The organism is Xenorhabdus innexi, from assembly GCF_002632485.1.
Classification (GTDB): domain Bacteria; phylum Pseudomonadota; class Gammaproteobacteria; order Enterobacterales; family Enterobacteriaceae; genus Xenorhabdus; species Xenorhabdus innexi.
Genome location: NZ_NIBU01000036.1, coordinates 16,328 through 37,683, shown reverse-complemented (window position 1 = coordinate 37,683; position 21,356 = coordinate 16,328). Strand labels below are relative to the sequence as shown.

At 44.3% G+C, this 21,356-nt stretch carries 20 protein-coding genes; 7 read left to right on the top strand and 13 right to left on the bottom strand.

Going from position 1 to position 21,356, the window contains the following annotated elements; all coding sequences use genetic code 11:
* Window positions 1-314 precede the first annotated feature (314 nt).
* A complete protein-coding gene (gmhB, locus tag Xinn_RS13620) occupies window positions 315-881 on the bottom strand; it encodes a D-glycero-beta-D-manno-heptose 1,7-bisphosphate 7-phosphatase (RefSeq protein WP_086955331.1) in 567 nt (188 codons plus the stop codon).
* Window positions 882-1,069: 188 nt separating this feature from the next.
* Here gmhB and metN point away from each other — a divergent pair, with 188 nt between their 5' ends.
* The 6 genes from metN (at window position 1,070) to proS (ending at window position 6,932) form a co-directional block, all read left to right on the top strand.
* Window positions 1,070-2,101 (top strand): methionine ABC transporter ATP-binding protein MetN, encoded by a 1,032-nt coding sequence (gene metN, locus Xinn_RS13615; protein ID WP_086955330.1) that lies wholly within the window; start codon window positions 1,070-1,072, stop codon window positions 2,099-2,101.
* Window positions 2,094-2,747, top strand: a complete 654-nt coding sequence (locus Xinn_RS13610) for a methionine ABC transporter permease MetI (RefSeq protein WP_086955329.1) — start codon at window positions 2,094-2,096, stop codon at window positions 2,745-2,747. Before metN ends, Xinn_RS13610 begins: the two co-directional genes overlap by 8 nt.
* A 125-nt stretch (window positions 2,748-2,872) precedes the next feature.
* Entirely contained in the window at window positions 2,873-3,688 is an 816-nt protein-coding gene (locus tag Xinn_RS13605; protein ID WP_086955328.1) for a MetQ/NlpA family lipoprotein, read from the top strand.
* Window positions 3,689-3,835: 147 nt separating this feature from the next.
* Window positions 3,836-4,228 (top strand): Rcs stress response system protein RcsF, encoded by a 393-nt coding sequence (gene rcsF, locus Xinn_RS13600; RefSeq protein ID WP_086955327.1) that lies wholly within the window; start codon window positions 3,836-3,838, stop codon window positions 4,226-4,228.
* 37 nt (window positions 4,229-4,265) lie between these two features.
* Window positions 4,266-4,979, top strand: coding sequence for a tRNA (N6-threonylcarbamoyladenosine(37)-N6)-methyltransferase TrmO (tsaA, locus tag Xinn_RS13595; RefSeq protein WP_086955326.1), 714 nt, complete (start codon window positions 4,266-4,268; stop codon window positions 4,977-4,979).
* A 237-nt stretch (window positions 4,980-5,216) separates the two neighbouring features.
* A complete protein-coding gene (gene proS, locus Xinn_RS13590; protein ID WP_086955325.1) occupies window positions 5,217-6,932 on the top strand; it encodes a proline--tRNA ligase in 1,716 nt (571 codons plus the stop codon).
* 117 nt (window positions 6,933-7,049) lie between these two features.
* Here proS and nlpE read toward each other — a convergent pair whose 3' ends face one another.
* Entirely contained in the window at window positions 7,050-7,736 is a 687-nt protein-coding gene (nlpE, locus tag Xinn_RS13585) for an envelope stress response activation lipoprotein NlpE (RefSeq protein WP_339373504.1), read from the bottom strand.
* A 312-nt stretch (window positions 7,737-8,048) separates the two neighbouring features.
* Between nlpE and rof the strand changes: the two genes are divergently transcribed.
* A complete protein-coding gene (rof, locus tag Xinn_RS13580) occupies window positions 8,049-8,315 on the top strand; it encodes a Rho-binding antiterminator (RefSeq protein WP_086955324.1) in 267 nt (88 codons plus the stop codon).
* A gap of 104 nt (window positions 8,316-8,419) precedes the next feature.
* Here rof and Xinn_RS13575 read toward each other — a convergent pair whose 3' ends face one another.
* From Xinn_RS13575 to skp, 11 genes are all read right to left on the bottom strand, one after another.
* Window positions 8,420-8,893, bottom strand: coding sequence for a hypothetical protein (locus Xinn_RS13575; protein WP_086955323.1), 474 nt, complete (start codon window positions 8,891-8,893; stop codon window positions 8,420-8,422).
* 488 nt (window positions 8,894-9,381) lie between these two features.
* Window positions 9,382-10,740, bottom strand: coding sequence for a tRNA lysidine(34) synthetase TilS (gene tilS / locus Xinn_RS13570; RefSeq protein WP_086955322.1), 1,359 nt, complete (start codon window positions 10,738-10,740; stop codon window positions 9,382-9,384).
* A 32-nt stretch (window positions 10,741-10,772) separates the two neighbouring features.
* Complete coding sequence (locus Xinn_RS13565; RefSeq protein ID WP_086955321.1) at window positions 10,773-11,690, bottom strand: DMT family transporter; 918 nt, start codon at window positions 11,688-11,690, stop codon at window positions 10,773-10,775.
* 458 nt (window positions 11,691-12,148) lie between these two features.
* Window positions 12,149-13,108, bottom strand: a complete 960-nt coding sequence (gene accA / locus Xinn_RS13555; RefSeq protein WP_086955319.1) for an acetyl-CoA carboxylase carboxyl transferase subunit alpha — start codon at window positions 13,106-13,108, stop codon at window positions 12,149-12,151.
* Window positions 13,109-13,120: 12 nt separating this feature from the next.
* Window positions 13,121-16,603, bottom strand: coding sequence for a DNA polymerase III subunit alpha (gene dnaE / locus Xinn_RS13550; protein WP_086955318.1), 3,483 nt, complete (start codon window positions 16,601-16,603; stop codon window positions 13,121-13,123).
* Window positions 16,604-16,625: 22 nt separating this feature from the next.
* The gene (rnhB, locus tag Xinn_RS13545) at window positions 16,626-17,216 is read right to left on the bottom strand and encodes a ribonuclease HII (RefSeq protein WP_086955317.1); all 591 of its coding nucleotides are present in this window, start codon (window positions 17,214-17,216) and stop codon (window positions 16,626-16,628) included.
* Complete coding sequence (lpxB, locus tag Xinn_RS13540; protein ID WP_086955316.1) at window positions 17,216-18,400, bottom strand: lipid-A-disaccharide synthase; 1,185 nt, start codon at window positions 18,398-18,400, stop codon at window positions 17,216-17,218. Before lpxB ends, rnhB begins: the two co-directional genes overlap by 1 nt.
* Window positions 18,401-18,404: 4 nt before the next feature.
* On the bottom strand, window positions 18,405-19,202 hold the full coding sequence (gene lpxA / locus Xinn_RS13535; RefSeq protein WP_086955315.1) for an acyl-ACP--UDP-N-acetylglucosamine O-acyltransferase: 798 nt from the start codon (window positions 19,200-19,202) through the stop codon (window positions 18,405-18,407).
* Between the two features lie 3 nt (window positions 19,203-19,205).
* Window positions 19,206-19,658 carry a 3-hydroxyacyl-ACP dehydratase FabZ gene (gene fabZ / locus Xinn_RS13530; protein ID WP_086955314.1) on the bottom strand — a complete coding sequence of 151 codons (453 nt, stop codon included), beginning with the start codon at window positions 19,656-19,658 and terminating at the stop codon, window positions 19,206-19,208.
* A 163-nt stretch (window positions 19,659-19,821) separates the two neighbouring features.
* Window positions 19,822-20,850: a UDP-3-O-(3-hydroxymyristoyl)glucosamine N-acyltransferase gene (lpxD, locus tag Xinn_RS13525; protein WP_086955313.1), complete on the bottom strand. Its 1,029-nt coding sequence runs from the start codon at window positions 20,848-20,850 to the stop codon at window positions 19,822-19,824.
* Between the two features lie 4 nt (window positions 20,851-20,854).
* A complete protein-coding gene (gene skp / locus Xinn_RS13520; protein ID WP_086955312.1) occupies window positions 20,855-21,352 on the bottom strand; it encodes a molecular chaperone Skp in 498 nt (165 codons plus the stop codon).
* Window positions 21,353-21,356 lie beyond the last annotated feature (4 nt).

Here is a 21,356-nt window from a genome sequence, read left to right as displayed (position 1 = left end):
CAGTCACTCTTCAAGACTTTAATCTTTTTTGCCTTTCGGCATGTCGATAGGGTCTTGCGAGTGCCCACACAGATTGTCTGATAAATTGTTAAAGAGCGGGGCAACCGGAAGATTTCTTCCGTGTTGCGAGGCTGCGTATCTTACGCTTTCCTCTCTGAGTGTCAAGCCTTTATTTTCGTGGCTTTCAACTCTTGTCATCTCGACTTGTTTGTGTGTTTGTCGTGACAACGGATGCGCATTATAGGGAGCCTCTGAATTAACGCAAGCGTTTTTTACAATTTCTTTTTCAAGCGCTTACAATTTAAACTAAAAGGCTATTTTTGCCTATTTTTTATCACATTTGGCAGGTCAGAAAGGCTATTAATGACCAAATCAGCAGACTGTTCTGCTTCTGTTGTGACAGGTTTTCCTGTACGCACTAGCACTTTTGTTCCAACACCTGCGGCATTCGCTGCCAACATATCTTCTATTTTGTCACCTACCATATAAGAAGACGCCATATTAATGTGTAGTGTTTTCTGTGCATCAAGTAACATGCCCGGTTGTGGCTTCCGACACTCACACGTCTTTTTATAGTGTTCATCATTTGCTTCAGGATGATGCGGGCAGTAATAGATGCCATCAAGATCAACACCCCGGTCTGCTAATGACCAATCCATCCATTCTGTTAACTGCAAGAACTGATCTTCAGTAAATATTTCCCGGGCAATCCCAGACTGGTTTGTTACTAATACCAGTGCATAACCCATTTTTTTCAATTCAAGCATGGCTTCAATCGCGCCATCAACAAATTGAAAATTGTCTATTTCATGAACATAGCCATGATCGATGTTAATTGTGCCGTCACGATCTAAAAATACAGCGGGAATACCTTGAGTCACCTGATTGCTCCAAGAATGTACAAAGTCGACAGTATCGCATGATTTGTTAGTGAATGAGAATGCAGCATTTAATTTATTCCTAGTTGACTTAGACGTCTAGACGCCTTAACATCCACATCAATTCATGACTTGTTGCAAATGCTTTCAAGTTATTCACTTTTATATCTCATAAGAGAAAAAGAATAAAAATGATAAAACTGAACCAGGTAAATAAAGTATTTCAACAAGGAACGCGCTGTATAAAAGCACTTTCTGATATCAATCTACATGTCCCACAGGGGCAGATTTACGGTGTTATTGGTTCTTCTGGTGCAGGAAAAAGTACATTAATCCGCTGTGTAAATATGCTTGAATGTCCTACCTCGGGTCAGGTTCTTGTTGACGGGCAGGATTTAACATCTCTTTCTGAGCGTGAACTGACTCGTGCCCGTCGTCATATTGGCATGATTTTCCAGCACTTTAATCTACTGTCATCCAGAACAGTATTTGGCAATGTGGCGTTACCGTTAGAACTGAATAACACGCCAAAAGCAGAAATAAAGAAAAAAGTCAGTGAATTACTGGATCTGGTCGGTCTCTCTGAAAAACATGATGCGTATCCTGCTAACTTATCCGGTGGGCAAAAACAGCGTGTCGCTATTGCACGAGCTTTAGCAAATTCACCAAAAGTCCTGTTGTGTGATGAGGCCACCAGCGCACTGGACCCTGCAACAACCCGTTCTATTCTGGAATTATTGAAAGACATTAATCGTCGTTTAGGGTTAACCATCCTATTGATTACCCATGAAATGGATGTCGTTAAGCGCATCTGTGATCAGGTTGCCGTTATCAGTGGCGGGCAGCTAATTGAGCAGGACGTGGTAAGTGCGATCTTTTCCCATCCGAAAACACCAGTGGCTCAGGAGTTTATTCAATCCACATTACATTTGGATATACCTGAAGATTATCTGCAAAAGCTACAGTCTGAGCCTGCATCGGATAAGTGTCCATTAGTGAAACTGGAATTTACAGGCAAATCGGTTGATGCTCCATTAATTTCCATGGCAGTACGTCGTTTTAATATCGATATCAGCATATTGAGCTCTCAGATGGACTATGCCGGAGGGGTTAAGTTCGGGGTTATGCTGGCTGAATTGGATGGTGAAAACAGCAGTATTGAATCAACCATTACGTTTTTAAAAGAGCATCATGTAAAAGTAGAGGTTCTCGGTTATGTCTGAAGGAATGATTTTATTATTAACTAAAGGAGTCTGGGAAACGCTTGTGATGACTTTTGTTTCCGGCTTTTTTGGCTTCGTGATTGGTTTACCTGCGGGAGTACTTTTGTATGTCACCCGTCCTGGTCAGATCATAGAAAATGGCACTTTATACCGTATTCTCTCTGCGCTGGTGAACATCACCCGTTCTGTTCCGTTTATTATTTTACTGGTATGGATGATCCCATTCACCCGGCTGATTGTAGGCACATCAATCGGATTGCAGGCTGCGATTGTGCCTTTAACAGTGGGTGCAGCACCTTTTATTGCCCGTATGGTAGAAAATGCTTTATTAGAAATTCCATCAGGGCTGATTGAAGCAGCACGCGCAATGGGTGCCACTCCACTCCAGATTGTGAAAAAGATTTTGTTGCCAGAAGCATTACCCGGTTTGATCAACGCGGCCACAATTACCCTGATTACGCTTGTTGGTTACTCAGCGATGGGTGGTGCTGTCGGTGCCGGTGGTCTGGGTCAGATTGGCTATCAATATGGTTATATTGGCTACAATGCAACTGTGATGAATACCGTACTGGCATTATTAGTTGTTCTGGTGTTCCTGATTCAGTTAGGCGGTGACTATTTAGTTAAGGCCTTGAATCGTAAATAAGATTATTTCAACAAAAGGTGCCACTATCGGCACCTATTATTAGGGCTTGCATTCAAAAAGCCTCATTATAGTAGTACGCGTTTGATAAGACAGGTTATTAATCAGTATTCAATAGGGGTAAAAATATGTCAGTGAAATTGAAATCCATTGCAGTCATCGGGGCTTTATTAGGCACACTAGCACTCACAGGCTGTGGTCAGGAGCCAAAAGATCCAAACCACATTAAAGTCGGTGTTATTGCAGGCCCTGAATTACAAGTTGCTGAAGTAGCGAAAAAAGTGGCGAAAGAGAAATATGGCCTTGATGTTGAGCTAACAACATTCAATGATTATGTACTGCCAAACGAATCTCTGAGCAAAGGAGATATTGATGTTAATGTCTTCCAGCACAAACCTTACTTAGATCAGCAAGTGAAAGAGCGTCACTATAAACTGGCAATTGTTGGTAACTCTTTTATTTTTCCAATGGCGGCATACTCTAAAAAGATAAAATCATTGGATGAACTTCAGGATGGTTCCCAGATTGCCATACCAAATGATCCGACCAATCAGGGTCGTGCTCTGTTGTTACTGCAAAAACAGGGCCTTATCACACTGAAAGCGGGGGTTGGTCTGCTGCCAACCATTCTGGATATCACCAGCAATCCTAAGCATCTGGATCTTGTTCAGTTGGAAGGACCACAGCTGCCCCGCGCTCTGGACGATCAAAAAATCGCGCTGGCTCTTATTAATAATACTTACGCCGGGCAGATTGGGCTGACAGCAGAGAATAACGGTATCTTTGTTGAAGATAAAAATTCACCTTACGTGAATATCATCGTAAGCCGTGAAGATAATAAAGATGCCGAGAATGTCCAAAATTTTGTGAAAGCCTACCAATCTCCTGAAGTTAATCAGGAAGCACAGAAAGCTTTCAAAGGTGGAGCAGTAAAAGGCTGGTAATCTTTCATATTTAGATAATCACGATTAGAATTCTGGGGCGGATACTTTATCCGCCCATTTTATTGGGAAAAATAAATTTATATCCGTTTAATCGATACTCAAAGAATCTCACACTCACTGATGCAACCGTAATAAGGATAAAGCTCAATGCGTATGTTACCTGTCTGTTTCATCGCGCTTTTTATAGCTGGGTGTACTTCATTGCCAACTCAGATTAATCAAACTGACAGGCAAAATTCTGAAGCTGAACAATATCCAGCCCTCAGAAATCAGGGGGAAACTTATGTCCGGCTTTATAAAAAGCCAGATGAACTGTTAGGCTCACCATTTAAAGATCTCGGTACCGTGGCCGGAGAATCCTGCCGTAATACATTTCAGGACCCTCCGGCAAGTATTGCAACTGCGCGGCAAAAAATGCTGGCCAAAGCTTCTCGCCTGAATGCAAATGCTGTCCTGCTTCACCAATGTGCCATTATGTCTGGTCAGGGCTGTTATCAAATTGCCATCTGCGAAGGTACGGCAATAAGAACCACAAATTAGTTATTCATTATAAAAAAACTGGCAATTAAACAGACTTATGGCAGATTTTCATTTTACTCAAATAGGAACCATTCATTCTCCCTATAAAGAGAAGTTTGCCATTCCCCGTCAGCCGGGTTTGGTAGAAGATGGTACAGGGCAACTCGAATTACTTGCTCCTTATAATCAGGCAGATGCTGTACGGGGTTTAGAACAATTCAGTCATTTATGGATTGTTTTCGTTTTTCACCAAACGATGAGTGGCGGCTGGAAACCGCTGGTTCGCCCTCCCCGCTTAGGTGGCAATGCCAAAATGGGCGTATTTGCCACCCGATCAACTTTCCGCCCCAATCCAATCGGAATGTCTTTGGTTGAACTGAAAGGCATTGATTATCAGAACAATCGTATACTACTGCAACTTGGCAGTCTGGATCTCGTGGATGGAACTCCTGTGCTCGATATCAAACCTTATCTGCCGTTTGCTGAATCACGTCCTGACGCGAAAGCAGGCTTTGCTCAGGAAGCACCAGATACAGATATGGAAGTCTGTTTTTCTTCAGGTGCAGAACACCAACTTTTATGCCATCAGGTAAACTACCCGCAATTACGACGCTTTATCTGCCAAGTTCTGGCTCAGGATCCGCGCCCGGCCTACCGTAAAAAAGAGCAGGAGCACCGGATATATGCTGCTCATATTCTGGATTTTAACGTACGTTGGTTAATTAATGGCACCGTAACAGAAGTCGTTTCTATCGAACAATTCTATCTCTAATAGATTTCGAGTTACATCGCGGCGGCAAGGGAGTGAGTCCCGGGGAGCATAGATAACTATGTGACTGCGGTGAATGAGCGTAGCCAACAATGAGGCAATTTGAAAGATGAGAAGGATAAAACTCCTTTTGACATTACAAACACACTGGTAGACTAACGGTTTACTTTATTTTTGGGTTCGGTGGCTCTGTCTTCATTTGCCACCTAGAAGCAATTTGCTGTCCAATGGAAACTTACTATGCGTACTAGCCAATATTTGCTGTCTACTTTGAAAGAGACGCCTGCTGATGCAGAAGTAGTCAGTCATAAACTGATGCTTCGTGCAGGAATGATCCGTAAGCTCGCTTCAGGTTTGTACAACTGGATGCCGACCGGTGTCCGCGTGTTGAGAAAAGTTGAAAACATTGTTCGTGACGAAATGAATAATGCCGGTGCGATTGAGGTTTCCATGCCGGTAGTTCAACCAGCAGATTTATGGCAGGAAAGTGGTCGTTGGGTACAATATGGTGCGGAATTACTGCGTTTTGAAGATCGCGGAGCCCGTCCTTTTGTTCTGGGGCCAACCCATGAAGAAGTCATTACTGATTTGGTTCGTAATGAAGTGACTTCTTATAAACAACTGCCGCTATGTCTGTATCAGGTTCAGACCAAATTCCGTGATGAAGTTCGCCCACGCTTTGGCGTTATGCGTTCACGAGAATTCATCATGAAAGATGCTTACTCTTTCCATACTACTCAGGAATCTCTGCAAGAGACTTACGATAAGATGTACGATGCTTATAGTAAGATCTTTACCCGTATCGGTCTGGATTTCCGGGCTGTTATGGCTGATACAGGCTCTATTGGTGGAAGTGCATCTCACGAATTTCAGGTTCTGGCGGCCAGCGGAGAGGATGATATCGTTTTCTCCACGGAGTCTAACTACGCAGCTAATATTGAACTGGCTGAAGCCGTTATGCCATCCACAGAACGCGCTGCTCCGGCAGAAGATATGCGTGTGGTGGATACGCCAAAAGCGAAAACCATCGCAGAACTGGTAGAGCAATTCAACCTGCCGATTGAAAAAACAGTCAAGACTCTGATGGTTCATGCCACTGAAGAAAGCGGACACAAGTTGGTTGCTTTGCTGGTTCGTGGTGATCATGAATTGAATGAAGTCAAAGCAGAGAAACTGGCTTTAGTCGCCAGCCCGCTGCAATTCGCGACTGAAGAAGAGATTCGGGCTATCGTTAACGCAGGCCCCGGCTCTTTAGGCCCGGTAAACCTGCCTATGCCTGTTATCATTGACCGTTCTGTCTCCGTCATGAGTGATTTTGGTGCCGGTGCCAACATTGATGATAAACACTATTTCGGCATTAACTGGGAACGTGATCTGCCTTTGCCAGAAATTGCAGACATCCGCAATGTGGTTGAAGGCGATACCAGCCCGGATGGTCAGGGCACACTATTGATCAAGCGTGGTATTGAAGTCGGTCATATCTTCCAGCTCGGTACCAAATATTCAGAAGCACTGAAAGCCACTGTACAGAACGAAGAGGGTCATAATCAGGTTGTGACGATGGGATGTTACGGCATTGGTGTCACCCGTATTGTTGCGGCGGCTATCGAACAGAATCATGATGATCGCGGCATTATCTGGCCAGATGCAATTGCGCCATTCCAGGTAGCAATTCTGCCAATGAATATGCATAAATCTTTCCGTGTCAAAGAAGTGGCAGAAAAACTGTATGCAGATTTACGTGCTAATGGTATTGATGTCATTTTAGATGATCGTAAAGAGCGTCCGGGTGTTATGTTTGCCGATATGGAATTAATAGGCGTACCACATACTGTCGTTATTGGTGATCGCAACCTCGATAACGAGGAAGTTGAATACAAATACCGTCGTACCGGTGATAAGCAGCTGCTGAAACTAGAAAACGTGGTTGACTACCTGAAAAATAATACCAAATGATCCTGATGAAGCCTTGATTCTGCTATCAGGCAACATCAGTAAATAAAAAAACCTGCGTATTCAATGCGCAGGTTTTTTTATATGCCTAGTACATTATCCAGCAAAAACGCCTACTTCTTATTTTTTAGCCTGACAAGAAGACAATTTATCAAAATGGATTTTACCCGTCTGAATTAGCGCGTTATCAAACAACCCATCTTCCATTGAAGGACGAAGCGTATAATACCCCTCGACTTCAACATAAACAGGATCACCACCTTCAACGCCTGTTGCACTGTAACCCCGCTCCAGATCGATATTTTCCGAGGCATCGTAGCGTTTTCCCGTACGGCACTCAGTAAAAGTAGCCGTGTCAGCGAAATAAATATATTCTCCTGCCACTTTTTTAGGTGTCACTTTTGCCAGTTGATAATTCAATTTCGACTGGATTGGCTCACCATGAATATCCAGCATCACCAGATTTTCGCCCTTCATCTGATAATAGGCTTTTTCACCCTCTTCGCTGGTCAGGTTTACTTTTTTACCATTGATAACCCAACGGCCTGTATCAAATAAAGGCTCTTCCTGCCCGGATTTAAGATAAGTTTGCTCCAGAATATACGAGCCATCTTTCGCAAGCTGTAAGGTCGTTTCAATACCTTCACAATCAGCACAAGGTATCACACCGTGAAACACTTTCTCATTGATTGTAAGTTGATTCGCAGATGTCGGCTCAACCTGATGTACAGGAGGGTTATTCTGACATCCAACCGCAGTCAGTACACCCGATGCGACCAAACCAAGCAATATGTTCTTATTCATCATTTTCATCCAATAAATGTAGCTGAAGCTCCAGTTTTAACATGAGTTACATATCAGACATGAACAGCTTTGACATTACTTTACCGTATCTTAAAATGCACGGTAAAAATCCCGCTAATATGACGCAATTTTGTTGTTTAATAATGAGGTTGAAATTTAGCCTATTGGCTTTTTCATGTTACTCAACAAACTTATACAGTCACAGTCATCAGGAAAAACTTACTGTGCTATAGTCGTAGTTAGCATTTTTTTACATCTGAGTTTGGTCAATCGCGGGCGGCACAATAACCGCCACTAACACAGTGGTGAGCGAATATGTCTATAGATACTGAATATCAACCCATAAACTGTGATGATTACGAGAGCCTTGAGCTAGCTTGCCAGCATCAGCTTCACTTACACATCCAGCTGCGGGGTGGTGAGATTTTTGAAGGGAAAGCGGCTCAGCTGATTTTGAGAAAAAAAGTCGAATATATTATCGTTGAATCAAATGAAGAAACCCGTGAATTAAGATTGGATCACATTATCAGTTTCAGTAATCCAGAAATTGGCACGATTGTTGTTGAACATTCTGCATTGTAAATAACGTGGTTAACTCGTTTACTACACAACAAAGGATTATTTAATAACAAAAGTCCTCGTTTAATTGAGGACTTTTGTTATTGAGGAATATACTCTTTTCATTGTTATGGAAACCAGATTTTCACTGAATTGAATTGTGGTCCTTTATACGAATCTGAACCCCATGTATTACATCGAGATCCATAGTCATCATCATAGAGTGCCACCATCTGCCCACTAGCCTGAGCAGCCAGAATAGTTGCATAAGCATTCTTTCCGCTATCATAGTCAGTACTTAATTGACTATACTCCCAATATATTTTGGCCTTCCCTCCACTCCAACGTCCATCTGGTGACAACCACACTGCCCACTGATTCCACTGATTAGCATTTGACCATACACCAACCACATAACCACGTCCACACTCTAACATCAAACTGATCCCAGGTTTCGCAGCAAGATTGCTACCTTTTGGTTGATGAACAGGATCAGATTTCTTAGCGGACACACCGTTATTTTCTACATTATTTCCAGCATTAGCTGAAATAGAATAAATCAGTGCAATAAATACTAATGCTAAATATCTATATTTCTTCATAACAAAACCTTTTTTATTTTTAAATGGCTATGATAAATAACTCCACTACGAGCTGCTGTGGACAGATTTTAAAATCATATGATTATTAGTTAGAATACATTTACATTCCATACTAAAGATAAAGAAAGATTAATCGCAAGATAAATGTAATGTATCAATTTATTTTTAATTACTCATTTATAAATCAATACATCATTCTAAAAATAATAGGGGCACACCAGAATTATTTGAGAAATAACATTTTGAATCTCCATGAGAGATTTTATTTATATTAACTAAGTTAACAAGCAAGATTTCTCATTAAGAATTATCCTACACTTTAAAATTTAGTACATAGATTCATACTTTCAAGTATAAATAGTATTTATTTGATCATTTCTTGACTAGAGAATATTAACTTACTAAATAATAAAAGATTACATCATCACTGATGTAACCTACCCGCACCATCATCCAAAATTTTATCGCTGAATCGCTAAAATATGCAGTCAAAATTTCTGCCACAGAACCGAACATTGCCGATCATCAGCCAGACACTGCCCTTCTTTCGTCACAAAAACACTCAGTGCTGCAATCAGTTTATCATCGTAGTAGAGCAACGGTGTTCTTTCCCTGAGCCAGGGAGCGACACCAAACTCCTGCCACAATTTTTTACTATGGCGGGAGTGCTGTCGCCCTACTATGCTGATATTCGCCTGAATCCCAAAGCGGATAGTCACCTGTTCGTTATCTCTCGGTGCTCTGATATTAACAGCGTCCCTTTCTGCTCCCTTATCTTCAGAAAGGAGAAGCACCCCCAATCCATCCGGTAATTGCAGTTCATTCTCTGTATCCCATTCAATCACCACACCAGTAAGGGGCTGGTGCTGAGGAACCAACCATAATTGCTGCCGATAACGACGAATATCAAGCAGCCCTAACCGGAAACGAGGCTCTGCATCCCGCCGGGCAAGTGCGACTTCTGACCAGATACGCTGGAGTTGTTCACGTGCTGGCATTTTGACGCCATACCGATTAAGCCATCGGCGCAATAGTGCATTTCGTTTCGCCTCAGAAAACGTTGCCAGAGGAGAGATAGCCATTGCTCCTTCCGACGTTATCAGTGCATTTAACAATTCTTCCAGCAACTCATCCAACAATTGCTCCTGCTCTCCACACAAATCAGCACTACGGGAAACGGCCTGTGAAAAATGTGGCCAACGCTGATTGAGTAACGGCATAACATTCAAACGAAGAAAGTTGCGGTCATAACGATCATCCTGATTACTATCATCTTCAATCCATTTCAATCCGTGTACCTGAGCGTAGCATTCTAATTCTGCACGGCTGATATTCAATAACGGGCGAATTAATGTCGTCCCGGAAAATGACATACTGGAAGGCATGGAAGACAACCCAGCAGGGCCACTGCCCCTTTTTAGTGCCAGCAGAAATGTTTCCGCCTGATCGTCAAGATGTTGTGCTGTCAGCAGAACTTCACCCTGCTGCAATTCATGTTTAAAAGCCTGATAACGGGCGTCACGGGCGGCGGCTTCAATGCCTTTTTTACGACTATCCAGAATCACGTTTTCAACCCGAAAATCAACCTGCCAGTCTGCACAAATCTGGCGACAGTGAGCAACCCATTCATCTGCTTTTACGTTTAAGCCATGATGAATATGCATTGCCCTTAATGTGACTGAATTCTGTTCACCACCACAGGAGCCCGAAAATTGCTGGCGCAGGCGAACCAGTAAATGCAGCAGAACGGTGGAATCTAATCCACCGCTGAACCCGACTAAAATTTTTTTATGTGCCCCTATCTGATCAGCTAATGTCAGCATCAGAGACTCATCTTTCTTATTCATTATGGATTAAACTCTTTTTTCGCCTCGGGATCTCAATCCTCAATAAAATCGTCCGGCAGTTTATTTTGTGTATCCGCGTTATTCTTTGCGCTGATGCAAAGTATGCCGGATATGATGACAAGCCCTAATCCCACCACATAGGCCGGAATAAATTCATCACCAAAGAACAAAATCAGCCACATCATCGACAATATCGGTGATAAAAATAATATGGACGCTATTTTCGGTGAATCGGGGCTGTTCATGGCCTTGAACCAGATAATATAGGATATGCCATTTAATATGATGCCATTCAGCAAGGTAGGCATCAGTGAGTCTCCCACAGGCCAGTTGAATTTGCTGAATGCCAGTAAAAAGATGAGAGAAACTAAGGTTGAATTAGCGAAAACCCAAAATGTGCTGATATAAGGATCAATGGCAAAATGCTTTGATAAAACAGACAGCAAAGCAAAGCAGAATGCTCCGCTGAATACCAGTAAAAGGGCTTGCGGATGCTGCACGGAAATTTGGGTAATATTTCCCTGAGTAAAAGTGATCACAACGGCAATAAACCCAATTGCCATGCCTATCATCTGTTTAATGGATAACTTTTCTTTAAACAGGAAAAAGGATAACCCGATTATCATCAACGGCCAGCTATATTGAATCACCAGAACAGCAACACCGTTTTCGATGGAGTAACCATAATAAAGCAGCAGGTAGAAAAAACAGTCCAGCGCACCTAATACGAAGACCTTAATCATGACAGGAAAGGGAACAAATAAAAGCTGTTTCCAGTTTCTTCCCATCATGACTGCAACCACAAAAACAGCCAACACGGATAGCACATTTGACCAGAATAAAAACTGGAAATGGTCCATCTCTTTCTGCCCAAAACGCGATATAGAAGGGATAAAACTCCAGATAAACACACAGGAAAACGCATAAATAATAAATTTATATTTGGCCATAGAAAAACCCGGTTTGTTATTTTTTAAACGTTACACCTTTAAATCTATTGAATATATACACTTCATCTTTCAAGCTGCCTCTTTGTTGGCTGCACTCGCTCACCCCGGTCACTCCGGTCACTCCGGTCACTCCGGTCACATAGTTATCTATGCTCCCGTGGTTTACTCCCTTGCCGCCGAGATGCAATTTGAAATCTATTGTGTATAGTTTTACTGATTTTTTATGATACTCAATAAAACAGGCGGAAATAGTGAAGAGTTATTCTTCAATACTTCCACCTGCAACAGAATGATTTACTCTGTACCCGTCGTCTTTCAAGTTGCCTCTTGTTGGGCTACACTCATTCCCCCCAGTCACATAGTTATCTATGTTTCCGGGGATTCATTCCCTTGCTGCCGCGACGCATCTTGAAATCCATAGGGTATATGTATGTCAGTAATGGTACTCAATAACAGTATCAGCAGTAGCCATACTGCATTAAGCGTTCATAACGACGGTCAACCAGCTCTTCACTATTCAGTTCACTCAGCTCATCAAGATCAGCCAGCAGATGTGCTTTCAGTGATTCGGCCATTACATCATAGTTGCGATGTGCTCCACCCAATGGCTCAGAAATAACTGTATCGATCAGTTTCAATTCTTTTAAGCGTGGGGCAGTATTTGCCATCGCTTCCGCTGCCAAAGGTGCTTTTTCTGCACTTTTCCATAAAATGGAAGCACAACCTTCTGGAGAAATGGTAGAAAACGTACTGTATTGCAGCATATTCACTTTATCACCAACACTCAGCGCCAGCGCACCGCCGGAGCCACCTTCACCGATAACAGTACAAATAACCGGCACAGAGAGGCGGGACATTTCGCGCAGGTTACGGGCGATAGCTTCCGACTGACCACGCTCCTCAGCACCCACACCGGGATATGCGCCCGGAGTATCAATAAAAGTAAGAATAGGCAGTTTGAAACGTTCAGCCAGTCCCATTAACCGTAAAGCCTTGCGATAGCCTTCCGGCGATGGCATGCCAAAGTTACGACGGATTTTTTCTTTTGTTTCACGGCCTTTCTGGTTCCCGATAACCATCACCGGGCGACCGTCAATACGAGCCAGACCACCAATAATGGCTTTGTCATCAGCATAAGCACGATCACCCGCCAGCTCTTCGAAGTCAGTGAAAATGCGCTGAATATAATCCAGCGTATAGGGACGGAGAGGATGACGTGACAGTTGGGAAATCTGCCATGCACCTAAATCCGAGAATATCTTGCGGGTCAGCTCAACACTTTTCTCCCGCAGACGCTGGACTTCTTCATCCAGATTGATATCTAGCTTTTCATCTTGACGGCTAACCGCAGTGAGCGAATCAATTTTCGCTTCCAACTCAGCAATCGGCTGTTCAAAATCCAGAAAATTCAGACTCATAACGTTCCTATTTTAGTCAAATTCTAATTCTACCTGCTCGCTACCCAGCAGAGTTCGCAGATCTGTCAAAAGGGTATCCGTTGGAGTTACCCGCCATGTTGCCCCGAATCGTAAACGGGCACGAGCATCTACCCGCTGGTAATAAAGATGAACCGGTATCGTACCTGAACGATGTGGCTCCAGTGCGCCACGGAGACGGTTCAATAATTGCTCATCAATTTGCCTGTCTGATAACGAGATAGCAAGCCCGCGTGCAAATTTTTCCCGCGCCTCACTAATATCCATTAATTCCCGGGCTGTCATTTTAAGCCCACCGCTAAAGTCATCAAAGCTGACTTGTCCGGTTGCGATTAAAATTTTGTCCTGTTCCAACAAGTGCTGATATCTTTCCAGTGCATCAGTGAACAGCATAATTTCCAGCCGCCCTGAACGATCATCCAACGTGCAGATACCAATACGATTACCGCGTTTAGTCGTCACAATTTTGGATGCCAGTACCAGACCGACTACAGTTGTCACCTGTCCACGGGGGGTTGGGTTCACATCTTTTAGACGTAATCCATTCGTATATCGTTCAATTTCTTTTAAATAACCCGTGATAGGATGACCTGTCAGATATAATCCCAGCGTTTCACGTTCACCATCCAATACCACTTGATCCGGCCATTTAGGTGTACTTGCATAGGAGCGTTCAATCTGTTCAGGCTCCTCAGCCAGCACCCCGAACATATCTGCCTGCCCGATGGCTTCAGCCTTAGCGTGTTGATCCGCAGCTTTCAGGGCATCCTCCAGTGAAGACATCAAAGCGGCACGATGTGGCCCCAGCCTGTCGAATGATCCGGACATAATCAGCTTCTCCATCACACGACGGTTCAGCTTTTTAGTATCAACTCGGGCACACAGGTCGAACAGCTCTTTAAAATGCCCGCCTTTCTGACGAGCTTCGATAATGGCTTCAATCGGCCCTTCACCAACGCCTTTGATGGCACCGATGCCATAAACAATTTCGCCTTCGTCATTGACGTGGAAATGGTATAGCCCGCTATTAATATCAGGTGGCAGGACTTTCAGCCCCATACGCCAGCATTCATCCACCAGACCAACGACTTTCTCGGTATTATCCATATCGGCTGTCATTACAGCCGCCATAAATTCTGCCGGATAATGCGCTTTTAACCATAATGTCTGATAAGAAACCAGCGCGTAAGCCGCAGAGTGAGATTTATTGAAGCCATAACCTGCGAATTTCTCCACCAAATCGAAGATCTTCATCGCAAGTTCGCCATTGACGCCCTGACTAATGGCTCCTTCTTCAAATACTGAACGCTGCTTTGCCATCTCCTCCGGTTTTTTCTTACCCATCGCACGGCGAAGCATATCTGCTCCACCAAGCGTATAACCCGCCAGAACCTGTGCAATCTGCATGACCTGTTCCTGATAAAGGATGATGCCGTAAGTTGGCTCCAGTACAGGTTTCAGGGATTCATGCTGCCATTCGACATCCGGATAAGAAAGTTCTTCCCGCCCATGTTTACGGTCGATAAAGTTATCTACCATGCCTGATTGCAATGGCCCCGGACGGAACAATGCCACCAATGCAATCATATCTTCAAAACAGTCAGGACGAAGACGCTTGATCAAATCCTTCATGCCACGGGATTCAAGCTGGAACACAGCCGTTGTTTCGGAGCGTTGCAGCATATCGAAACTTTTCTGATCATCCAGTGGGATTGCCGTAATATCAATGGGCTCCAGATTTTTTCTGGTGCGGCGGGCATTCACCATCTCAAGTGCCCAGTTGATGATGGTCAGGGTTCTCAGGCCGAGAAAGTCAAACTTCACCAGACCGGCATATTCCACATCATTTTTGTCGAACTGAGTAACCGGGTTCAATCCTTCCGGATCGCAGTAAATAGGCGCAAAATCGGTAATCTTAGTCGGTGCGATGACCACACCACCAGCATGTTTACCTGCGTTACGAGTGACCCCTTCCAATTTTCGCGCCATGTCTATCAGCGCTTTGACTTCTTCATCCGCTTCGTAAATTTCAGGTAACTGAGGCTCTGCGGCAAAGGCCTTTTCCAGTGTCATACCCGGATCAGGCGGAACCAGCTTCGATATCCGGTCAACAAAGCCATAAGGGTGTCCGAGTACCCGCCCGACATCGCGGATAACCGCTTTTGCCGCCATCGTACCGAAAGTAATGATCTGCGATACTGCATCACGCCCGTATATATCAGCAACGTGATCAATCACCTGATCACGTTTTTCCATACAAAAATCGATATCAAAGTCAGGCATAGAAACACGTTCCGGGTTAAGGAAACGTTCAAACAGCAGGTCAAACTCCAGCGGATCGAGATCGGTTATTTCTAATGCATAAGCGACGAGGGAGCCTGCACCGGAGCCACGCCCCGGCCCTACGGGAACACCGTTATCTTTCGACCACTGGATAAACTCCATCACGATCAGGAAGTAGCCGGGGAATCCCATCTGGTTGATAACTTTCAGTTCTATATCCAGACGATCATCGTATTCCGGCCGCTTTTGCGCCCGAACTTCCGGATCAGGGTAGAGAAACGCCAGACGCTTTTCCAAACCCTGTTTAGATTTTTCAATCAGGAAATCTTCGGTACTCATATCTCCCGTAGGAAACTGAGGAAGAAAATACTCGCCGAGACGGATTGTGACATTACATCGCTTTGCTATTTCTACGCTATTTGCTAATGCCTCAGGGATGTCAGAAAAAAGCTCACACATCTCCTGTTCACTGCGTAAATACTGCTGTGGACTGTAATTTTTCGGGCGTTTGGGATCGGAAAGTGTATAGCCGTCATGAATAGCTACGCGGATTTCATGCGCTTCAAAATCATCACTTTCCAGAAAACAGACATCATTAGTCGCCACGACCGGCAGGTTTTTTTCTGTCGCCAGCTCAACCGCAGCGTGCAGGTAGGATTCTTCATCCTGACGCCCGGTGCGAATCAGTTCCAGATAGTAGCTATCTGGAAAGTGTTCCTGATAAAAATCCAGACATTGATCGACTAACACGCGATTGCCACGTAGCAAAAACTTGCCCACATCACCCATGCGCCCGCCTGACAGCAATATCAACCCTGCCTTGTGTTTAACCAGCCATTCCTGTCTGATAGTCGGACCAATTGCACCATAGCCTTTCTGATAAGCCTCAGAAATCAGTAAAGTCAGGTTCTGATAACCCTCATTATTACGGGCCAGAATGGTCAGATGGGCATACTCATCACCCAACTGCTCACTTTCCATATAGAAATCAGCCCCGATAATGGGTTTAACTCCTACGCTATGGGCACTGCCATAAAATTTCACAAGGCCACACAGGTTGGTAAAATCAGTGATTGCAAAAGCTGGCATCCCCAATCCGGCGACTTTTTTTGTCAGCAGGCCGGTTTTGGCTAAGCCATCAATCATTGAATAATCGCTGTGAACACGTAAGTGTACGAAACGTGGTTCTGTCATAGTCGATACTTATTCCAGATCTTTATCCAATTGCCAGTGCGCGTTTAACTGGCGCAAAACTTTTACGGTGGTGTTCCGTCGCACCCAGCAAAGCGAGTTTTTCCAAATGCAGGGCAGTAGGATAACCTTTGTGTTTTGCAAAACCATATTCAGGGAACTGTTTATCCAGCTCGGCCATTTCTCTGTCCCGTGTCACTTTAGCCAGAATAGAGGCGGCACTGATCTCAGCCACCAGACTATCTCCCTTAACGACAGCCTGTGATGACATCGGTAATGCCGGGCAGCGGTTTCCGTCAATCAGGACATAATCAGGTTGAATTGCCAGAGCCGCAACAGCCCGTTGCATTGCAAGCATTGTGGCGTGAAGAATATTGATTTGATCAATTTCTTCCGGTTCTGCACGTCCGAGACTCCAGCACAATGCTTTTTCTTTAATTTCGAGATAAAGCGCTTCGCGACGTTTTTCTGTCAGTTTTTTCGAATCCATTAAGCCGGTAATGGGGTTGGCAGGATCAAGAATAACTGCCGCAGTCACGACTGCTCCTACCAGCGGGCCACGCCCGACTTCATCAACACCGGCAATCAGATTTGCCTGCGGATAAACAAAATTCATTATCTTCTCGCTAATTCCAGTACCGCCTGCGCCGCCTGTTCATCAGCATCACAGCGAATACTTTCATGCAAATGCAGGAAGGTTTCTTTCAACCCTTCCACCTCAACACCACCACGCAACAGCGGCAATAATGCTTCCGACAGTGCCTGAGGCTCACATTCATCCTGTAGTAATTCTTTGACTAATTCTTTACCTGCCAGCAAATTAGGCAGAGAAACATAGGGGGTTTTCACCAGACGTTTTGCCAGCCAGAATGTAAAAGGCTTCATCCGATAACCCACGACCATCGGGCATTTAGCCAGCATACACTCCAGTGCTGCCGTACCGGATGCCAGTAAAGTTGCATCACTGGCGATCATGGCTGCACGAGCCTGACCATCTAATAAGTGAATGGATAAATCCGGCGCAACTTCATTTCTTATGCGCTGAAATTGCTCACGCCGTCTGGTATTGACCAGTGGAACCAATACATGCAGATCAGGCAGTTTATTCCTGAGTAACTGCACGGTTCTCAAAAAATCGGCGCTCAGCATTTCGACTTCAGCGTGACGGCTGCCCGGCAGGATAGCCAGACAATGAGCATCCGGCGGAATACCCAACTCTTTTCTGGCTGCTATTTTGTCTGTTTGCAATGGCATCGCATCAGCCATTGTATGACCAATAAACCGGCACGAAACATTAAACCGGTCATAAAACGCTTTTTCAAAAGGCAGAAATGCCAGTACCAGATCTGTTGCACGGCCGATTTTGAACACCCGCTTCTGGCGCCATGCCCACACAGATGGACTGACATAATGAATCGTCCTGATCCCCTGCTGTTTTAAACGGCCTTCTAAAGTGATGTTGAAATCAGGGGCATCAATACCAACAAAAACATCCGGTTTTAACGCAGTAAAACGGGTGGTTAAATCTTTGCGGATTTTTAGTAAACGCGGCAAACGCCCCAGAACTTCAACGATCCCCATGACCGCCAGTTCTTCCATCTCATACCAGACTTCACAGCCTTCAGCCTGCATAAGAGGACCTGCGACACCCACAAAACGGGCATCAGGAATTTTAGCTTTCAATGCACGGATCAGCCCCGCCCCAAGGATATCACCGGATGTTTCTCCGGCGACTAAGCCAATTGTCAGTGGGCGCTGATGGTTAACAGAAGAAATGGTAGTCAAAGGAGCACCCTTTATCTACTTAGCGAATGATGCCGCGGTTGGATTTTGCTGAATTCACCAGAAAATCACTGAATAATTTCACATGTGGATTGTTTTCAGCCAGAATTGCGAGCTCACTTCTGGCCTCTTCCAACGTTTTTCCACTGCGATAAAGTGCTTTATACGCATTGCGAATAGCGTGCAGCGACTCTTTATCAAACCCACGACGTTTCAGGCCTTCAATATTTAAACCGAAAGGTGTGGCATGATTCCCCTGCGCAATGACATAAGGAGGTATATCCTGAGCAACACCGGAACAACCGCCGACCATAACATGGGAACCAATCTGACAAAATTGATGAACGGCTGTCATGCCACCGATGATCACGTAATCACCGAGGATAACATGCCCGCCCAAAGTACCATTATTAGCAATGATACAACGATCACCAACAATACAATCATGAGCAATGTGGGCATTAATCATCAACAGATTATCACTGCCGACTTTAGTTAAACCACCACCCTGTTCAGTACCACGGTGAATAGATACACTTTCGCGGATACGGTTACGATCCCCGATTTCAACCCGGGTCGGTTCACCCTGATATTTCAGATCCTGATTGACCTCACCAATTGAAGCAAATTGATAAATTTGGTTATCCCGGCCAATCTTGGTTATCCCGTTGATCACAATATGGGATTTTAATTCAGTCCCTTCACCGATTTCTACTTGCGAACCAATATAACAAAATGGGCCAATGCGGACATTGGCACCAATAATAGCTCCCTCTTCAATAATTGAAGAAGGATGAATAACAGCGGTCGGATCAATCATGCATTAAGCCTCACGGCGGCGGGCACACATCATTTCAGCTTCGCAAGCCACTTCTCCATCGACTTTCGCTACACCTCTGAAACGCGCAACACCACGGCGTTCTTTAATAAACTCTACTTCCATAATCATTTGATCACCTGGCAGAACCGGACGCTTAAAACGCGCTCCATCAATAGCTGCAAAGTAATACAATTCTCCCGGCTCCAGCGTACCAACACTTTTAAATGCCAGAATACCTGTCGCCTGAGCCATTGCTTCAAGGATCAATACACCGGGGAAAATAGGTTTACCCGGGAAATGCCCCTGAAAAAATGGTTCATTAACCGTTACATTTTTAACTGCCCGCAGAAACTTGCCTTTTTCGAAATCCAGGACTCGGTCTACCAGCAGAAATGGGTAGCGATGTGGTAGTAATTTCAAAATTTCGTCAATTTGCAGAGTATGATTATCACTCATCTAAATACTCTTCCTGTCTATATCCAATCGTAGTATTAAAAATATGCACTAAAACTAATGCAGTATAAAAACAAAGCACTAATGACGCGGCCTGCGTTAACCCCGGTGGAGTTATCAAACAGGCCGCAAAAATAAAAACTTAACCAACAAAAAGTTCGTATGATTACTTGTCGTTACCTTCAAGCTTGCGTTCAACAGATTTCAGCCGCTTATTCATTTCGTTGATATTCATTACCAAAGCAGCCGTCTTACGCCAGACTTTATTCTGTTGTAGCGGGATACCTGATGAGTATACACCAGGTTCAGTGATTGGACGCATTACCATGCTCATGCCAGTCACAGTTACTTTATCACAGATTTCCATATGCCCGTTGATAACGCTGGCTCCGCCAATCATACAATAACGGCCGACTTTCAGGCTGCCCGCCATAATGACACCGCCCGCAACTGCCGTGTTGTCACCAATTGTAACGTTGTGGGCAATCTGACACTGGTTATCAATGATAACACCATTACCGATAACAGTGTTATCCAGAGCACCACGATCGATAGTGGTACATGCGCCTATTTCAACGCGATCTCCAATAATTACCGTGCCTAATTGCGGAATTTTAATCCAATTTCCGCGATCATTCGCATAGCCGAAACCATCAGATCCTATCACAGCACCTGACTGAATGAGACACTGCTCACCAATTTCGACATTATGATATACCGAAACATTGGCCCAAAGGCGGGTTCCTGCACCAATATGGGTATTTTTACCAACAAAACATCCGGCACCAATAACGACTCCGTCACCCAGTACAACACCCGATTCGATGACAGTATTTGCTCCGATTGCAACATTTCTTCCCAATGTCACCTCTGGAGAAATCACTGCTGATGAGTGGATATCCTGCGCTGGCTGTGGCGTTGTATCCATAATTTGCGCCATACGCGCATAAGCCAGATAAGGGTTATCAACCACCAACGCAGCAACCTTGCAATAAGGAAGATCAGCTTCGCGCAACACAACTGCCGCAGCCTGACACTCTGCAAGTTTATCGGTATAACGGCTATCTGATAAAAATGTAATTTGTTCGCTGTTTGCTGAATACATAGGGGCAATACCAGTGATGACGAGATCGCCATCACCATGTAATTGCGCATTCAACTGCTGAGCAAGGTCAGCCAATCGAATTGAAACCATTTACTTATTTAACCTGCTTCATTACGTCTGAGGTAATATCTTTACCGGATGTAGTATAGACCGCGACACTTGAATCCAGAACAATGTCATAGCCTTCTTTACCTGCAACGACCTTAACCGCATCCCGGATACGATTCACGAGCTTATCACGCTCTTCCGCCTGACGACGGCGGCTATCATTGTCAAGAGACTGTGCCTTTTTCGCAAACTCATCACGTTTAGCAATTACGTCTTTTTCCAGTTTTTCGCGTTCACTCGCTTTCATCGTTGAGCCATCACGCTGCAATTTCTGGATTTTAGCCTGCAAATCAGATTCCATACGCTGTAAATCGGAAGCTCGGCCTTTGAATTCACTTTCCAGTTGCTTTGCAACAGCTTCATGAGCTGGCAATTGTTGGAAAATTTCAGCAACATTCACAACAGCGATTTTGTCTGCTGCCTGAACACCGGCAGAAAACGCTAATGCAATACCAAGGCTTACTGCACACAGTACTTTCTTCACTATA

Excerpts from the sequence above, each read along its gene's own strand:
- metN (WP_086955330.1), top strand. The coding sequence starts at position 1,070 with ATGATAAAACTGAACCAGGTAAATAAAGTATTTCAACAAGGAACGCGC.
- Xinn_RS13610 (WP_086955329.1), top strand. The coding sequence starts at position 2,094 with ATGTCTGAAGGAATGATTTTATTATTAACTAAAGGAGTCTGGGAAACG.
- Xinn_RS13605 (WP_086955328.1), top strand. The coding sequence starts at position 2,873 with ATGTCAGTGAAATTGAAATCCATTGCAGTCATCGGGGCTTTATTAGGC.
- rcsF (WP_086955327.1), top strand. The coding sequence starts at position 3,836 with ATGCGTATGTTACCTGTCTGTTTCATCGCGCTTTTTATAGCTGGGTGT.
- tsaA (WP_086955326.1), top strand. The coding sequence starts at position 4,266 with ATGGCAGATTTTCATTTTACTCAAATAGGAACCATTCATTCTCCCTAT.
- proS (WP_086955325.1), top strand. The coding sequence starts at position 5,217 with ATGCGTACTAGCCAATATTTGCTGTCTACTTTGAAAGAGACGCCTGCT.
- nlpE (WP_339373504.1), bottom strand. The coding sequence starts at position 7,736 with ATGATGAATAAGAACATATTGCTTGGTTTGGTCGCATCGGGTGTACTG.
- rof (WP_086955324.1), top strand. The coding sequence starts at position 8,049 with ATGTCTATAGATACTGAATATCAACCCATAAACTGTGATGATTACGAG.
- Xinn_RS13575 (WP_086955323.1), bottom strand. The coding sequence starts at position 8,893 with ATGAAGAAATATAGATATTTAGCATTAGTATTTATTGCACTGATTTAT.
- tilS (WP_086955322.1), bottom strand. The coding sequence starts at position 10,740 with ATGAATAAGAAAGATGAGTCTCTGATGCTGACATTAGCTGATCAGATA.
- Xinn_RS13565 (WP_086955321.1), bottom strand. The coding sequence starts at position 11,690 with ATGGCCAAATATAAATTTATTATTTATGCGTTTTCCTGTGTGTTTATC.
- accA (WP_086955319.1), bottom strand. The coding sequence starts at position 13,108 with ATGAGTCTGAATTTTCTGGATTTTGAACAGCCGATTGCTGAGTTGGAA.
- dnaE (WP_086955318.1), bottom strand. The coding sequence starts at position 16,603 with ATGACAGAACCACGTTTCGTACACTTACGTGTTCACAGCGATTATTCA.
- rnhB (WP_086955317.1), bottom strand. The coding sequence starts at position 17,216 with ATGAATTTTGTTTATCCGCAGGCAAATCTGATTGCCGGTGTTGATGAA.
- lpxA (WP_086955315.1), bottom strand. The coding sequence starts at position 19,202 with ATGATTGATCCGACCGCTGTTATTCATCCTTCTTCAATTATTGAAGAG.
- fabZ (WP_086955314.1), bottom strand. The coding sequence starts at position 19,658 with ATGAGTGATAATCATACTCTGCAAATTGACGAAATTTTGAAATTACTA.
- lpxD (WP_086955313.1), bottom strand. The coding sequence starts at position 20,850 with ATGGTTTCAATTCGATTGGCTGACCTTGCTCAGCAGTTGAATGCGCAA.